This is a genomic window from Pseudomonas sp. UBA5706 (genome assembly GCF_002419965.1).
Taxonomy (GTDB): Bacteria; Pseudomonadota; Gammaproteobacteria; order Pseudomonadales; family Pseudomonadaceae; genus Aquipseudomonas.
In genome coordinates, this window is record NZ_DIHC01000042.1 from 106,152 (window position 1) to 121,945 (window position 15,794).

Below are 15,794 nucleotides of genomic sequence, written 5' to 3' on the forward strand. Positions count from 1 at the left end.
CACAGGCCTGAACATTTGCTTCTACGCAGGCGGCAGCCCCTGCAGTATCCGTTCAGCGTCGCCGCGGCTCAGTGCGTAATCAAAGAATTGCCGATAGAAGTCCATGGTTGTACGCGCCATATCGATACCCGCAAAGCGCGCCGGATGCAGCTGTTGCGCTGCCCACTGGACCTGCAACGCGACCTCGGTGCCATAACGGTCCCACGGGAACACGCCAGCAGGATTGCGCAACACGCGTTGATTCTTTACCGCGTCAAGTTGCTGGAGTAACGATGCTTGTGCCGCCTGGTCGATGTCGCCCGCGCCTGCGGCCAGAATCAGTACGTCGGGCTGCCAGGCGAGCAGCTGTTCTGCCGAAACGATCTGCATGTTGCCTCGCACCCCAACGGCAGCATTGCGGCCACCGGCGATTTTTATCCAGTCATCGATCAGCGTATCGCTGCCGTCCACTTTCAGGGGATTGATCGAGGCGATATGCAGCACCCGCGGACGCTGTTCCGTTGGCAGGTCAGATATCAGGCTGCTGACATTCCCCACGTGTTGATCCAGATACTGGTTGTAGGTTTGGGCGCGCTCCATCGCCGTTTTTGAACCCAGCGACCGAGCGGTCGCGAGCATCGACCGCTGCAAGCCGGGTAGGTCTGTGTATCCCATACGCATCACGGGCAGGCCGACTTGTTCATAAGCCAGACCCTGCCGGTCTGCGAGTGAGGTGAAGACCAGATCCACCTGCTGACCGAGCAACCCTTCCACATTAAACGCCGTGCCTTCGACTGCAGTTGCGTTGTTCAACACCGGAAGGACCTTGAACATCCACGGCTGGCTGCGGGGATGATTGACCGTCGCGACGATCCGCGAACCGGCGCCCAACGTCATTAGCAGCACGTGGTGGGCGTACCAGGCGTCGGCGATGCGCGTGGCCTCATGGGGCACATTCACCGAACGTCCGCTGTCATCAACGACCTGCCGCGTGCCGGTGGTTTGGTCCGCAGAATGCGCAACAACGCTGATGATAAGCAGGCAGCCCAACATCGCTTTGGCCCAGCACTTTAAGGAAGAGGCGCTCATTACAGGTCCACTTGAATGGAGGCCTGCAGCATCCGCGGGGCAGCGGGCGTGGCACTGGACTGGCCGGCACCGGTATAGCCGTTCAGGCCGCCGGGAACGATGTTGGTCCAGTAGTGCTCGTTACCGACATTGGTCATTTCCAGGCGATACACCGTGTCGCGCTTCATCAGCCGGGTGCTGTAGCTGGCGCCAATGTCGAAGGTCTCATAGCTGCCGACCCAATGATCGTTGCTGTCGTCGGTGGGACGAGGGCCAACGTAGCGGGCGTTCAGATTGACCGCAAGTCCTGGTACCTGATCGATTCGATACTCGGTCAACAGGCTCCCGGTTACCCGCGACAGCCCGACGATGCGCGTGTTTTCGGTGCTGGCATTGCCCGTCGAGAGCAGCTTGGGATCAAGCCAGGTGAGGCCGCCGTACATCTTCAGGTTCTGCGTGAGGTTGCCGTCGACCAGAAACTCCAGGCCACGATTGCGCTGTTGGCCGGCGATGGCATAGACGTTGTCCGCCTGGGTGTAGGCGAAAGGCCGCTTGATTTGAAACGCGGCCAGCGACAGGTTGACGCCGCTGACCACCCACTTGCTACCCAACTCCCACATGCGACTGCGATAGGGCGAAAGAATGCTCCCCGCGTTGCTGCTGCCTGCGGTGGCGCTGTCGCCTTGCTGCAGGCTGTCGGCGTAGGTCAGGTACAGCGTCAAGTCGTCGACCGGCTTGTACAACAAGCTGCTGGCAGTGCTGATTCCCGAGTCTTGCGACGAGGTGTGGGCGCCGGCCAGGGTGTAGTTATCGGCGGTCAGACGGCTTTGGCTGCCGCTGAGCATCAGGCTCCATTGCGGCGTGAAAGTCAGGGTGTCGCCAACGATGAACGAGCGCTGCTTGGCATTGGCCGAATGATAGCGATGTGTGAAGTCCGGATAATCCGGCTCCGCGAAGCTCGACGGGTCACTCAAGCTGGCAGTGCCCAATGTCTTGGCGCTGCCTGCCACCGGGTTGTAATTGTCCCAGTCAAAACCGGTCAGGCCGAACGTCAGCTCATGCCGGACGGGCCCGGTGTAGACGCTGCCGTTGAGGTTGGCCAGATAGCTGTTGATCGTAAAGCGGCTGGCCGTGGCGCTCGAGACCGAGCTGCGGTAGGTCCCGGCGTTGTTGATCAGGGTGTTGGTAACGCCGCTCGACTCACGGTCGGCGATCTGCCGCAGCGCGCCGACGTCGAGTTTCCAGTTGCCGTCCAAATCGTGCTTGAAGTGCGCGCTGGCGGTGTCGGTGGTGTTGTTATCCCCCGCATAGTTCTGCCCCAGGTGACTGCGCGTTGGATCCGGTGCGTGGGGCAGGGTGACGCCTGAGGCCACCGCGAACTTCCCCGGCAAGCCTTTGGCCAGGTAGTTGTAATGGCTGAAGTGGGTCTCTATGACGCTGTCGTCGCTGATCTGGAAATCCGTTGCCAGGCTCACCAGCTGTCGGCGCAGGGTGCTGCCGTGCGCGTAGCTGTGGCCCTGCTCGTCAGCCAGATTGAGGCGGTATTTGATCTTGCCCTCGGGGTCGAACGGGCCGCTGAGGTCGGCGGTTTTCAGCCAGCTCAGGCCGGTGCCGACACCCAGCGTCACGCGGTTGCGGGTGTAGTCGGTCGGTCGTTTGGACAGCAGGTTGAAGGTGCCCGCCGGGTTGGCGGGGCCGTAAAGCGACCCTGACAAACCACTGAGCACTTCCACGCCACCGAGTTGTTCGGCCGGGTAGTCGGTGGTTGACACCACATTGAGGCCGTCCAGACGGCTGTTCTGCACCACGCTGCCTTGCAGGCCTCGAGTTTGCGGCCTGGCGCCGTCAGCCTGTACCGAAGGCAGGTAGCGAATGATGTCCTTGAAACTCTTCAGTTGCTGACTGTCGATCAGCTCGCGTGGCACAACGCTGATGGAGTAGGGCGTGTCCTGGAGGCGTCGCTGGCCCATAGGCCCCAACGTTGCCGACTTCTCCCGCGCCTGTTGCGTGATCGACTCATCGGCGCCCACGTCGATGGGCGCCAGGGTGACTTCATCGGCATGGGCCAAATGCACGGCACTGCCGACCAGCAGCGGCGCAAAGGCAAAGCGTGACGAGAACGAGCGTTTCATGAATGAAGGACTCAGCAAGGGATAAAAAAACGGTGGCCGTCGGCATCGATCTGCCTGACCTTGACCTGATAGAGGCGCTGCATCAGATCGCTGTCGATGACGTCCCGGGGATGGCCATCGGCGATCAATTGGCCGTCGTGCAACACCCACGTGCGATTGGCCGAGGCAAGCGCCTGGTCAGGGCGGTGGGTGCTGGAAACGATGCTCAATCCCTGTTGGGCGAGCGTGTCCAGCAGCCCGAGCAATCGCAGTTGATGGCCATAATCTAGGCCGGTAATGGGCTCATCGAGGACAAGTACCTGCGCGCGCTGGACCAAGGCCCGGGCGATCAGCACCAGTTGTCGCTCGCCACCGGATAAATCGGTATACGTCCGCGCGGCCAGGTGTGCGATACCCAGGTCGCTAAGGGCTTGTTCGACAACTGCTTGATCGGCGCGGCTCGGGGCGCGCATCAGGCCGACGGCAGGCAAGCGGCCCTGGCCGACGACGTGGGACACGCTGAAGGGAAAACCGGGAACGTGGCTTTGCGGGACGTAGGCCAGCTGCCGGGCGATGGCGCGCCGATTCAGGGTAGTCAATGGCCGCCCCTCAAGACTGACCTGTCCGCTGCAGGGGGCGATCAAGCCCAGCAGGATGCGCAGCAGGGTGCTTTTGCCCGCACCATTGGCGCCGAGCAAGGCGATGTTGTCGCCAGCATTAACGGTCAGCGAGATCCCCTTGAGAATCTCCCGGTGGTCGATCCGATAACTCAAGGCCTCTGCCTGCAAGCGCGTCATAACCAACCCTTGCGCACACGGTGCAGCACCAGCACGAACGCAAGTGCGCCGAATAGCTCGGTGATGATGCCCAATGGGATTTCACCCGCCGAAAGGCTGCGGGCGATACCGTCAGCCACCAGCAAGAACGCGCCGCCCAGGCAGGCGCTGACCGGCAGCAAGCGGGCGTTGCCCGGTCCGACGAGAAGCCGCGCCAGATGCGGCATCAGCAAGCCGATCCAGCCCACCATCCCAGCCAGGCTCACGGTCAGCGCACAGATCAATGTGGCCAGGACGATCACGCCATACCGAATTGTCAGTACCGGGACGCCCAGGCTCAACGCCTCGTCATCGCTCAACGACAGCGTGTCGATGGCACGCCCAGCCATGCACAACAGCGCAATTGCGAGCATCAGCACAGGTGCGGTGAGCCAGAGTGTGTGTCGGTCTACCGCGCTGAGGCTGCCGAGCAACCAGTAAACGATGCTTGGCAGTTGGTCGACCGGGTCTGCCAGGTACTGGGTAATGGACAACAGCGAGGTAAACAGCGCATTGGCGATGATGCCTCCAAGGACCAGCAGCAAAATCGATGTCGTTTGGAACATGCGCGCAATGCCAACGCCTGCGGCGACCGCGATCAAGCCGGTCACGCCGGCCAGCAGGGCAATTGGCAAGGGCTGCAAATGCCAAAGGATTCCCAATGCGGCGCCGAACGCGCAGCCACTGAGCACCCCGAGCAAGCCCGGTGAGACCAGCGGATTGCGAAACACTGCTTGATACGCCGCCCCCGACACCGAAAGCCCGGCGCCCACCAGAATCCCGGCAAGGACCCGCGGCGCGCGAGCCTCGATCACCAGGCTGTGGATCAGCTGAAAACGCGCCAGGGGCAGGTCTCCCATGCCACACCAGGTCGCCAGAAACCGAAGCAGTTCCGTCAGCGAGATCGCGTAACGGCCAAGCATCAAGGACAACAGCGTCGCGATAATCAGTAAGAGAAAACTGAGCAGAGGCAAGGGTGCTCGCAGGGGCATTGGTCACTCGGGTCTGGGCGTATAAAAAACTATACAGCGATACGCGCCGAGGCTCTACGTGGTGGGTTGCCACAGGCCAACGTTTCATCTTGGTCCGAATCTCCCCGCTGCCGAGGTTTAATGGTCTGAACCTTGCTATGACATAGGCGCAGGGGCTGCGACGTCTGGATTTTGACGTCCAGCCGCCTTTGCGCCCACCCCGTCGCTATGTAGAGACGCGCTCCCGGCGAGCGTGTCATGGAGCCAGCCTTGAGTACTCTCTCGGAAATTGCAGCAAATCTGATGAAGCGTGAACGTATGGCCGAGCTTTCCAGCGCGCAGCTCATGGCCCAGGACGAGATGGGCTGGGAGCAGTTGATGACCCTGTCCCGGGAACGCGACGTGCATAAGTGGCAAGCGGCACTGACGGAGCTCATCAGTCATACGCCAGTGAAGCGGCGCGTGACGGTTTTACGGGTGATCAAAGGTGGCATGTCCTGAGCGGCGCTGTCCGTTAGGCGCTATTACTCGGCTTATTGGCGTTAGCCAGCCCCTGTGCAAGGGCGTAGAGTCGCCACACTGTCCTTGCCATGACCGGATTATGCCGATGAGTCGTCCTCGTTTTTTACCCGATAACTTCACCCTTACGCTGATTGCGGTGGTGATCATTGCCAGCTTCCTGCCCGCCAGCGGTCAGGTGGCGGTGGGCTTTGGTTGGTTGACCAATATCGCCATCGCGTTGCTGTTTTTCTTGCACGGCGCCAAGCTTTCACGTGAATCGATCATCGCCGGCGCAGGCCACTGGCGCCTGCATGTGCTGGTGTTCGGCCTCACGTTCGTGGTGTTTCCGCTTTTGGGGTTGGCGCTCAAGCCGGTGCTATCACCGCTGATCGGCAAGGACCTGTACATGGGCATTCTGTATCTGTGTGCGCTGCCTGCCACCGTGCAATCGGCGATCGCGTTTACTTCGCTTGCCCGAGGCAATATCCCGGCAGCCATCTGCAGCGCGGCGGCGTCGAGTCTGTTCGGGATTTTCCTGACGCCGTTGCTGGTAACCCTGCTATTGAACGTCCACGGCGAAGGTGGCTCGACCCTCGATGCCATCATCAAAATCAGCGTGCAGTTGCTGTTGCCGTTTGTGGCCGGGCAGATTGCCCGACGCTGGATCGGCACCTGGGTCGGGCGCAACAAGAGCTGGCTGAAATACGTCGATCAGGGCTCCATACTGCTGGTGGTGTATGGCGCGTTCAGTGAGGCGGTGAATGAAGGTATCTGGCACAAGATTCCGCTGTGGGATCTGGCCGGCCTGGTCGTGGTCTGTGGTGTGCTGCTGGCACTGGTGCTAGCGATTTCGACGCTGCTGGGCAAGCTGTTTGGCTTTAACCTGGAAGACCGCATCACCATTTTGTTCTGCGGTTCGAAAAAGAGCCTGGCCACGGGCGTGCCGATGGCTCAGGTGTTGTTTGCCGGCAGCACCATTGGTGTCTTGATCCTGCCGCTGATGTTGTTTCACCAGATCCAGCTGATGGTCTGCGCAGTGCTCGCCCAGCGTTACGCCAAGCGCCAGGAGTCGGTGTCCGAGCTAATGGCCCAAGTCGATCCTTGAAACCACGGGCGGGGCGCGGTACAGCGCCTCGTGCGCTTGAGTCCCAGCGTTGAAACAATTTGGTAAACCTCTGCTGATAACGTCCGAGCTCATTTTGCTATCAGCAGCGTACGTCCCTCATGGCTACCACCCTCGATACGGTTTCCTCCCTCTATAAACAGATTCTCGGGCGCGACGCCGCCAGCAGTGAAGCCGCCTACTGGGTCAGCCGTATCGACAGCGCCGTGGAAAGCGTTGCCGAGGTCGTCTGGGCCTTCACCGCATCCGATGAAGCGGCGAGCAACGTCGCGCCGATCGTCAATCTTTACTTCAGTGCATTTGGCCGCGTGCCTGACGCTGCCGGGCTGCAGTATTGGCTCAATGCGCATCACAACGGCATGAGTCTTGGCGGCATCGCCCAGGCCTTCACCCAGTCCGCCGAATTCGCCCAGGCCGCCAGCGCGCAAGACGAAAGCTTCCTGACCTCGTTGTATCAGAACGCGCTGGGGCGCACGCCGGATGCTGCGGGCTTGAGCTATTGGATCGAGCAACTGGCCAATGGTCTGAGCCGGGATCAGGTGCTGTCGGCGATCAGCGCTTCTGCGCAAAGCCAATCGGCGACTGGGGTGACAACCCAGATCGTACTCGCCTATAACGGCCTGCTGGGTCGTTCGCCATCGCAAGCCGAAATCCACGACATTATGCAGAGTCAGAGCGGTAAGTCTTCCGCCGAGCTGATCAAGGACACCGCCAACGCTCTGCTTGCAGGCGGTGGCACTGCGCCGACCCCGCCAGGCATCCCCACGGCACCTGCCACGCCGACCGAGACGACGTTCACGCCAATCAAGGGCAGCCTGGCCGGATCGTCCGACGCCTCCGGGGCCGTCGCGCTGGACGGCAAATACATGATCGTGGGCGATGACGAAGCCAGCGTGTTGCGCGTCTATGATCGCGCGGGCGGCGACGCCCTGGTGGAATGGGACTACAGCGACGCCATCGGCAGCGCGGGCGAACTGGACCTGGAAGCGCTGACCCTGGTCGGCGATAGCCTTTACGTCACCGGTTCTCACAGCAACACCAAAAAAGGCGTCGACGCTGACAGTCGCGAGATCGTGTTCAGCGTGAAAGTCAGCGGAACCGGCGTCAGCACGCAGTTCGCCTATCAAGGCAAGTTCACCGGGTTCGAAGCAGCGCTGGTGGCGTGGGACGAAAGTGGCAGCAGTGGCAAGCCAGCCGGTTACTTTGGCTTTGCGGCCTCGTCGGATCCGGGGCTGGCGCCAGAAAACACCAACGGCTTTTCCATCGAAGGGATGACGACATCTGTCGATAACAGCGAATTGTGGCTGGGCTTTCGCGCCCCTCAGACCGACACCGTCACCCGCGATAAGGCGTTGATCGTGCCGGTGGATAATTACCTGGCGTTGCTCGATCACAGCGCCACCACCCCGGTCTTCGGGGAGGCTATCGAGCTGAACCTGGGCGGCCGCGGTATCCGCTCCATCGACAAGGCCATCGATGGCAGCGGTTATCTGATCGTGGCCGGGCCGTCTGGTGTTGCGAGCGCGGACGTGACTCACGACTTTCGCCTGTACACCTGGGACGGCAAGGCCAGCAGCGCCCCTGTCGAGCTTGACAACAACCTCGACGCGTTGCTTAAGGCAACAGGTGGCAGCTTCGAATCCATCGTCTCGCCGGCCAGCATAAAGCCGGGCACGCAGGTCCAGCTGTTGCAGGATAACGGCGACACGATCTGGCCGGGCCAGACCAGCGCCTCCAAGGATCTCGACCCGGCGGACCAGCACTTCCTTGGCAACCTCATCACGCTGGGTTCGCCGGTAACCGACACGACCGCGCCGTTGCTGATGAAGGCTTCCCCCGACGACGGGGGCACGGGTGTTGCCGTCAGCAGTTCGCTGTCCCTGATCTTCGATGAGGGCGTGGCCCTCGGTGTCGGCACCCTGCAATTGCAGGACGCCAACGGCAACACCGTACAGACGTTCAAGTTGGGTGATACGGGGGTCAAAATCGATTACAACAAAATTACCCTCCAGCCGGCCGACAAACTCACGTTCAGCAGCAACTATAAGCTGGTGATCAGCGCCGACGCGGTTACCGATCATTCGGGCAACGCGCTGGCAGGCAAAACCATCAGTTTCACCACCGGTGAGGTGCCGCATTACGAGGTACTGATCACCGAGGTGAACTCAAATGCTGTCGCAGGCGACTTCTTCGAGGTCTACAACTACGGCTCGACCCCGCTCGACCTGAGCGGCTGGAGAATGAACGACGAGGCGGGCACGTTCAGCGACGCAACGGGCCTGCCCGCCAACCTGACACTGGCTGCGGGCCAGAGTTTGCTGGTGGCTTCGGTGAAGGACGCTGACTTCGCGGCATTCAAGACGGCGTGGGGCCTGGACGATCGAGCGAACGTCATCAGTATCGACGGCCCCGGCCTTGGCAAGGCCGATGCGGTGGTGCTGTTCGATGCCAATGGAAACGTGGCAACCGCCTTCAATTACGATGCTGCCAGCGTGAAGGCCAGTGACGGCACGGTTATCACGCAGTCCCTTGCAACGAATGCATTCACCAATGGCGCCCATGCGGGTGCGGCCTATGGCAGCACTGCAACGGCCTCGGCGGTATGGGACGGCGTATCGACCGCCAATGCGCACTACATTGGCGCGGTGGCAGGGCAGTTGGGGGCTTATGCACAAGCGGGGAGTTCGACATCGGTAGGCTCGCCCGGCGTGGTCGAGATCGTGCAGACCGGGGCGACGGCGCCGCACCTTGATAGGGCGGTGGCTTGATAGCGCGGTGGCTTGATAGGGGCTGTCGGCGCTGCCGTTAGGCAGACCTGCTGCGCCTTCGGCTAGTGACTCGCCGAAGGCGCAGCAGTCCAGACGTTACGAAGGATCTAAACCAACAGCGCTCGAAACGACGGCTGACACCCCCAAACAGCGCCCCAGGTGCAACGCTCATCAAACATCACGCTTCGGCCAACTGCGCCTCGTACTCCTTCACATACTGCCCGGCGAGTGCTTGTTTCTGCTGTTCATCCAGCAGCTTTCCGGCCAACTGAAAGAATTTGTGCTCTTCTTCCTTAAGATGATGATGCACCTTATCCGACAGCTTCTTCGCTGTCGCCAGCCAGGACGGGCTGGACATCTCGGTTTCGTCCAGTGTCTCCATCAACTCGTCCATTTCATGATGCTCGGAAATGGCATGGCGGCTCAGGTCAACACCGTTGTCGTACTGCATCAGGGGTATATAGAAAAAACGCTCCTCCGCAGTTTCGTGCGCCTGCAGCTCGGCTTTGAGCTGTCCATAGGCTTCGACGCGCTCCTGGTTTTCCCCATGGGTTTTAACCAGCGCCTCGGCATAGCCGCGCTGGCGTTCATGGCTTTCTCTTAAGGCTTCGAAGATATTCACAAGGGCTTCCTCAATCGGGGTCAGGTTCGGTGCATATCCTAGACCTCGACTGAGCAGCTGTCGTTCACAGGGGGAAGTGGCATAAGCATAGATCCATACGTTTCTTTCATAATTTTTGGCAGTTTTTATAATCAAAACGACTTTCATCTTCTGCGCTCATGCTTTTCAGGCCTGAATGCGTCATCTATCCGGCTCTCTCTTTTTATTCCAAGGATCGCCATGTCGCTACGCAAACTCATCGTCGCTTCTGCATTATTGCTGGCGACGGTCACGGCACACGCCGAGCAAGTCATCAACATCGGATACCAGCGCTCTTCAACGCTGTGGATCTTGCTCAAGAATGACGGCCAGCTGGAGCAGCGGCTCAAGCCATTGGGCTTTACCGTCAATTGGCATGAATTCAGCAGCGGTCTGTTGAGCGCAATGAACGCGGGGAGCGTGGACCTGCACGCTGACGTGGCCGACGCGTTTGCGCTGTTCACTCAGGCAGCCAACACACCGCTGACTTACTACGCGCGAGAAAATCCATCACCGACTGCTCAAGCGATCATCGTGCAGGACGGTTCGCCGATCCGCAGCGTCGCGGATCTGAAGGGTAAGTCGGTTGCAGTCTCCAAAGGCTCGGGTAGCAACTTCCTGCTCATTTCTGCGCTTAAGAAAGCGGGTCTGACTCTGGCCGACATTAAGCCGGTATACCTGGAGGCGCCCGACGGTGTGGCGGCGTTCTCCAGCGGCAACGTCGATGCATGGGCAATCTGGGACCCGTTCCTGGCGACCCAGCAACGCGAGCACCACGTGCGTGTATTGGCTGATGGCACCGATGGCGTTGCCAACTACAACCGTTTCTATGTGGCCAACACCCGCTTTGCCAAGGCTCATCCTGAGGTACTGCAAGTGGTCTTCGACACCCTTCATCAGGCCGGCCAGTGGGTCAAGGGCCACCCGCAGGAAGCGGCGAAGAACCTTGCGCCGCTGTGGGGCAACATCCCGCCTGGAACCGTGGAGCTGGCCAATAGCCGCCGCAGCTATGACATCGTCCCGGTCAAGATCGACGAATTGGTCGAGCAGCAACGCATCGCCGATTATTACTACGAGGCGAAGTTGATTCCCAAGCCTCTGAAGATTTCCGATATTTCGGTTTGGGTTCCGCAAGCCAAGCCCACATCCGAATAAGGCAGGAGAACGATCATGAGCCGTCAAATTCACCTGTCTGCCTTTCTCTTGACCGGTCCGGTCATTCACAGTCACGCGGCCTGGCGTCACCCGGAAACGCTGGGCAACTACCTTGATCCCGAGTACTACGCGCGTACGGCACGGGTGGTGGAAGAGGGGTTGTTCGACTTTCTGTTCTTTGCCGATCGCCTGGCCGTCGGCGATCAAATGGGCGGTTCGCGGGATCTGGCGCTGCGTTACGGCGCGCAGGATGCAACGCGGCTGGACCCGCTGCCGATCCTCTCGTACCTGGTCGGGCAGACCCGCAAGCTGGGACTGGGCGCAACCCGGTCGACCACCTACTACGAACCCGCGCATATCGCTCGGGAGTTCGCTACCCTCGATCATCTGTCTAGGGGGCGCGCGGCCTGGAACATCGTCACCTCGATGAACGACAGCGAAGGGCGCCTGTTCGGCAAGGACAAGCATCTTGAGCACGACTTGCGTTACGACCGCGCCGATGAGTTCGTCGAAGTTGCGCTGAAGCTCTGGCGCAGCTGGGCGCCGGGCGCTTTGAAGCTTGACCGCGAGAGTGGCGTGCTGGCCGATCCCGACAAAATCACCTCCGTGCAGCATCAGGGCGAGTGGTTCAAGGTCGAAGGCCCGTTGAACATTCCGCGTACACCACAGGGCAGGCCGGTACTGATTCAGGCAGGCTCGTCGGGGCGGGGTCGGCGCTTCGGTGCGCGTTGGGCCGAAGCGATCTTCACCATTCATCCGCACCTCAAAGCCATGCAGGCCTTTCGCGAGGACGTGCGTGGGCAGGTGCAGCAGCAGGGGCGTGCAGCTGACAGTTGCAAGGTGCTGACCGCCGTGATGCCGTTCATCGGTGGCAGCGAGGCCGAGGCCCGTGCCAAACGCGATAAGCACAACGCCCTGGCGCGCCCTGAGCTGGGGTTGGTCACACTGGCCTCGCAGCTGAATGTCGATCTCTCGCCTTTCGCGCTGTCCTCGACCCTGGCCGAAATTGCCCAAGCGCCGTCGATCCATCCGGCGGCGGCGGAAAAACTGTTGATGCAAGGGGCAGACACCACGCTGGAGGAACTGGGCAGGATCTTCGCCAGCAGCGTGCGCGTGCCGCAACTGGTGGGCACCGGCGCACAGATTGCCGATCAACTGGCCGAGCTGTTCACCCAGGGCGGCTGTGACGGTTTCGTGATTTCCCCGGCGTATCTGCCGGGGTCGTTCAGTGAATTCGTCGAAAGCGTGATCCCGCATCTGCAGCGTAAAGGGCTGTTCCGCACGGCCTACGAAGGCTCGACCTTGCGTGAGCATCTGGGGCTCGCCGCGCTGGAGGATTGAACGCGCGGCATCGTGCTGTAACCCAGCGACGCAAGTTCTGTGGGAGTGAATTCAGTTGCGATTGGCCGGTACGGTTCATGTCCCCCTATCGCTTTGCATATACTTCGCGAATGAATTCGCTTCCCAGGTCGGTCCGCCATCGCTTGCCCGTGCTGCGGCTCCCGGGAAAAAGCGCATATAAATCTGCACCCCGTACAGCGATCCGACAGCGTCCCCTGATCGATTGCGGGCTGACATCCCAAACCTGCTGCGTATGATAGGCCCGACGTTTTCTCTCAAGGGGCCCGTTCTCAATGATGAAGTTTTTCGCCGCGCTGCTCTGTGTGTTCACAGGCTTCGCCCACGCCGAACCTGCACTGCTCACGGATCTGGCCTTGCCTTATCTGGCTGCCGCACCGGCAGACTCCAAAGACAAACCGCTGATCATCTTCCTGCACGGCTATGGCAGTAACGAACGCGACCTGTTCAGCATCAAGGACGAGCTGCCGCAGGATTACACCTACCTTTCCGTGCGTGCGCCCGCCGAGGTCGATGGGGGTGGCTACAAGTGGTTCACCCAGGACACCGATCAAGCCGAGTATGAAGGCGTGACCAGTGATGTGGACAAAAGCACCGACAGCCTCAGGACCTTCATCCAGCAGGCGACCGAAAAGTACGCCACGCAGCCGGACAAAGTGATTCTGGTGGGCTTCAGTCAGGGCGCGATGATGAGCTATCAGATCGGCCTGCAGTATCCGCAACTGGTGCGCGGCATTGCGCCGCTGAGCGGCAAGATCCTCGCCGCGCTCAAGGCCCGGCTGAAACCGGATGATCAGCTCAAGCCGCTGAACGTGTTCATCGGCCATGGGGCGGCGGATAACCGCGTGCCGTTCTCCGGCGCCACCGAAGCGCAGACCCTGCTGGAAAATCTGCTCATCAGCCCCGAATTCCACGCTTATGCGGGGGCAGGGCATACCATCACGTCGGCGGAAGTAGGGGATTTGAACGCGTGGATTGAGCAGACGCTGGCGGCTCACTGACGGTCTTCTGCAGCCGCACGGCCTGCCAACGGTTTTTCGGACGTCGCCGTCGGTAAGCCGGAAGGCTGCATGACGGGCTGGTCAGCTACGGATGTCGACAAGTCTTGTCGCAAATGCCGACAGGGTCCCTGTGCCCAACCGATCGATCACAACCCCTGACTCCCCCGAATCAACTCATATGCCCGGCGCGCCAGCGGGTTGACCGTGTTGGGGCGGATCCACAAGTGATACGTCACGTCCGGCATTCGCGGCAGGCCATCGGCTTCGCCCAGTACACGCATGTCCGGCCCCAGCATTTCCATACTGCGGGCCGTCACGCCCAGCCCGGCGCGAGTGGCGGCCTTGATGCCGATCAGGTTCGAGGCCAGGTACGCCTGGCGCCAGGCAATGTTCGCCCGCTCCAGCGCCTCGATGGCATAGCGCCGATAGATGCTTGGCTCGTCCACCAGAATCAGCGGCATCGGCTCGTTTGGCACATGCTGGTACTGCGCCGAACAGATCCACCACACTGGCGAGGTGCGCAAGGCGAAGCCTTCAAGGCTGGGGTCTTCGCGTGTGGAAATCACCATGTCGACCTTGCCGCGGTGCAGATCATCCATCAGAAACGGGCTGCGACCCACGTCGATTTCCAGGCGCAGTTTCGGAGCTGATCGGGCGATGTGGCTGAGGATCGGCGGCAGGATGGTGTCGGCGATGTCGTGAGGCGAGCCGATCCGCAGCACCCCGCTGAGGTTGCTTTCCCTGAGCGAACTGAGCGCATCGTCATTGAGCGAGAGCATTTGCCGGGCATGACGCAAGAGCTGGCGCCCGGCCTCGGTGAGCTGCTTGTGCCGACCCTGCTTCTGGAACAGGCTGACGCCAATCTGCTGTTCCAGGCGTTGCATGTGTTGGGTCACCGACGACTGCGTGCGCGAAAGCCGGGCGCCGGCGCCAGCGAAGCTGTGGTGATCGACGACGGCGACGAAGGTGCGCAGCAGTTCGAGGTCGAGCGTGGTGGGCATAGGCTATTACTCGTCAGTCAGGTCGAAATGCAATCTCTGTAGGAGACGCCGGAGATTACGACGGCAGCGAACGGGGCTGACCCGTTGCAGATGAATCGCTGGCGCCTCGCGTGCGTTCGAGCGCATGCCTCAACAAACGGGTTCAACCCTCGAAGCGCATCGGCAGCACTCTATTGCATCAGCTGAGCAGGTTAATACATTACGTTGTTTTATATTTTTTGAAGTCTTTGTTTTCAAATGTGCCAACTTTGATCAATAAAAACGCGCTTATGCCCCCCAGAGCTATCCCCGTAAACCAGAAAGTTATAACCATATTTGATATTTGAATTTCCGTTGTCTGTGCCCTCTCCCTAGGATGCGCTTCATTACAAGGCGCTGACGCTACCGACGTTGCAAGCGTCGAGCCGATGATCATTCCAGGGGAAGTCCATGCCGTACACACGCCCGCCCGTTGCCCGTTTTCTGCCTTTACTCATGGGCGCTGCGCTGACCTTGGGTGCCAGCCTCGGCGCCCAGGCCGATGCCACGCTGGACAAAATTGCCGAGCGTCACCGCGTGGTGGTCGGCGTGTTGCTGTCAGGTGGGCCGTTCGGTTCCATCGACCCAAGCGATCAAAAACCCAAGGGCTTGAACGTCGACATGGCCCAAGATATCGGTCGCCAATTGGGGGCCGAGGTCGAACTGGTCCCGGTGCTGCCGGCCAACCGCGTGCAGTTCCTGCAACAGGGCAAGGTCGATTTGCTGATCGCCAACATGGAATGGACGGCAGAACGCGGCCAGCAACTGGGTTTCGTGCCCACGCCGTTTTATCGCGTGGGCGGGACGGCGGCCGTGCTCAAGGACAGCAAAATCACCCGCTGGGAAGACCTCAAGGGCCAGCCGGTTTGCACTTCGCAAGGCAGCAGCTACGTCAAACCGCTGACCGAGTTCGGCGCACAACTCAAGGCGTTCAAGAGTTCTTCCGAATCGCTCCTGGCCTTGCGCGGCAACAACTGCGTCGCCGCCGTGCACGACGCTACGCTGATCAACCCGCTGATCGCCGACAGCGCCGAATGGAAGGACTACCGCGCAATCACCCCCGAACTCAACCCTGCGCCATCGGTGATCTGGACCCGCCCTGGCGAGGCCGATACCCAGGCCCGGCTCGACACCATTGTCAAAGGCTGGCACCGCAGCGGCTGGCTGATCGAGGGCGAAAAACGCCACCACATCACCCCGGCCTCGCCAGCGCTGGTCGAGTTGCACGACCAATTCCAGGCCGGCGGCGCGTAAGTCGTTTCTTTCTTTCATGCACCGTACAAG

Annotated in this window: 13 protein-coding genes; 7 read left to right on the plus strand and 6 right to left on the minus strand. The window is 60.8% G+C overall.

Going from position 1 to position 15,794, the window contains the following annotated elements:
* Positions 1 to 21: 21 nt before the first annotated feature.
* From B3I26_RS20640 to B3I26_RS20655, 4 genes are read right to left on the minus strand one after another with little or no spacing between them, the layout of a single operon-like run.
* Positions 22 to 1,068: an ABC transporter substrate-binding protein gene (locus B3I26_RS20640; RefSeq protein ID WP_296260363.1), complete on the minus strand. Its 1,047-nt coding sequence runs from the start codon at positions 1,066 to 1,068 to the stop codon at positions 22 to 24.
* Positions 1,068 to 3,179 (minus strand): TonB-dependent receptor, encoded by a 2,112-nt coding sequence (locus tag B3I26_RS20645; RefSeq protein WP_296260364.1) that lies wholly within the window; start codon positions 3,177 to 3,179, stop codon positions 1,068 to 1,070. Before B3I26_RS20645 ends, B3I26_RS20640 begins: the two co-directional genes overlap by 1 nt.
* An 11-nt stretch (positions 3,180 to 3,190) precedes the next feature.
* Complete coding sequence (locus B3I26_RS20650) at positions 3,191 to 3,955, minus strand: ABC transporter ATP-binding protein (protein WP_296260366.1); 765 nt, start codon at positions 3,953 to 3,955, stop codon at positions 3,191 to 3,193.
* Positions 3,952 to 4,965, minus strand: a complete 1,014-nt coding sequence (locus tag B3I26_RS20655) for a FecCD family ABC transporter permease (protein ID WP_296260368.1) — start codon at positions 4,963 to 4,965, stop codon at positions 3,952 to 3,954. Before B3I26_RS20655 ends, B3I26_RS20650 begins: the two co-directional genes overlap by 4 nt.
* Positions 4,966 to 5,214: 249 nt before the next feature.
* Here B3I26_RS20655 and B3I26_RS20660 point away from each other — a divergent pair, with 249 nt between their 5' ends.
* The 3 genes from B3I26_RS20660 (at position 5,215) to B3I26_RS20670 (ending at position 9,336) form a co-directional block, all read left to right on the plus strand.
* Complete coding sequence (locus B3I26_RS20660) at positions 5,215 to 5,445, plus strand: hypothetical protein (protein WP_296260370.1); 231 nt, start codon at positions 5,215 to 5,217, stop codon at positions 5,443 to 5,445.
* Between the two features lie 106 nt (positions 5,446 to 5,551).
* Positions 5,552 to 6,550, plus strand: coding sequence for a bile acid:sodium symporter family protein (locus B3I26_RS20665; protein WP_296260371.1), 999 nt, complete (start codon positions 5,552 to 5,554; stop codon positions 6,548 to 6,550).
* Between the two features lie 119 nt (positions 6,551 to 6,669).
* Positions 6,670 to 9,336 carry a DUF3616 domain-containing protein gene (locus B3I26_RS20670; RefSeq protein WP_296260372.1) on the plus strand — a complete coding sequence of 889 codons (2,667 nt, stop codon included), beginning with the start codon at positions 6,670 to 6,672 and terminating at the stop codon, positions 9,334 to 9,336.
* Positions 9,337 to 9,514: 178 nt separating this feature from the next.
* Here the strand turns inward: B3I26_RS20670 and B3I26_RS20675 are convergent, their stop codons facing one another.
* Complete coding sequence (locus B3I26_RS20675) at positions 9,515 to 9,958, minus strand: hemerythrin domain-containing protein (RefSeq protein WP_296260407.1); 444 nt, start codon at positions 9,956 to 9,958, stop codon at positions 9,515 to 9,517.
* A 219-nt stretch (positions 9,959 to 10,177) separates the two neighbouring features.
* On the opposite strand from B3I26_RS20675, the gene B3I26_RS20680 reads away from it, so the two are divergent.
* The 3 genes from B3I26_RS20680 (at position 10,178) to B3I26_RS20690 (ending at position 13,491) form a co-directional block, all read left to right on the plus strand.
* On the plus strand, positions 10,178 to 11,131 hold the full coding sequence (locus B3I26_RS20680; protein ID WP_296260373.1) for an aliphatic sulfonate ABC transporter substrate-binding protein: 954 nt from the start codon (positions 10,178 to 10,180) through the stop codon (positions 11,129 to 11,131).
* 15 nt (positions 11,132 to 11,146) lie between these two features.
* On the plus strand, positions 11,147 to 12,472 hold the full coding sequence (locus B3I26_RS20685) for an LLM class flavin-dependent oxidoreductase (RefSeq protein ID WP_296260375.1): 1,326 nt from the start codon (positions 11,147 to 11,149) through the stop codon (positions 12,470 to 12,472).
* Between the two features lie 293 nt (positions 12,473 to 12,765).
* A complete protein-coding gene (locus B3I26_RS20690) occupies positions 12,766 to 13,491 on the plus strand; it encodes an alpha/beta hydrolase (protein WP_296260376.1) in 726 nt (241 codons plus the stop codon).
* A 146-nt stretch (positions 13,492 to 13,637) separates the two neighbouring features.
* Here the strand turns inward: B3I26_RS20690 and B3I26_RS20695 are convergent, their stop codons facing one another.
* Entirely contained in the window at positions 13,638 to 14,492 is an 855-nt protein-coding gene (locus B3I26_RS20695; RefSeq protein ID WP_296260378.1) for a LysR substrate-binding domain-containing protein, read from the minus strand.
* A gap of 429 nt (positions 14,493 to 14,921) precedes the next feature.
* Between B3I26_RS20695 and B3I26_RS20700 the strand changes: the two genes are divergently transcribed.
* Entirely contained in the window at positions 14,922 to 15,764 is an 843-nt protein-coding gene (locus B3I26_RS20700) for a transporter substrate-binding domain-containing protein (protein ID WP_296260380.1), read from the plus strand.
* Positions 15,765 to 15,794: the final 30 nt, after the last annotated feature.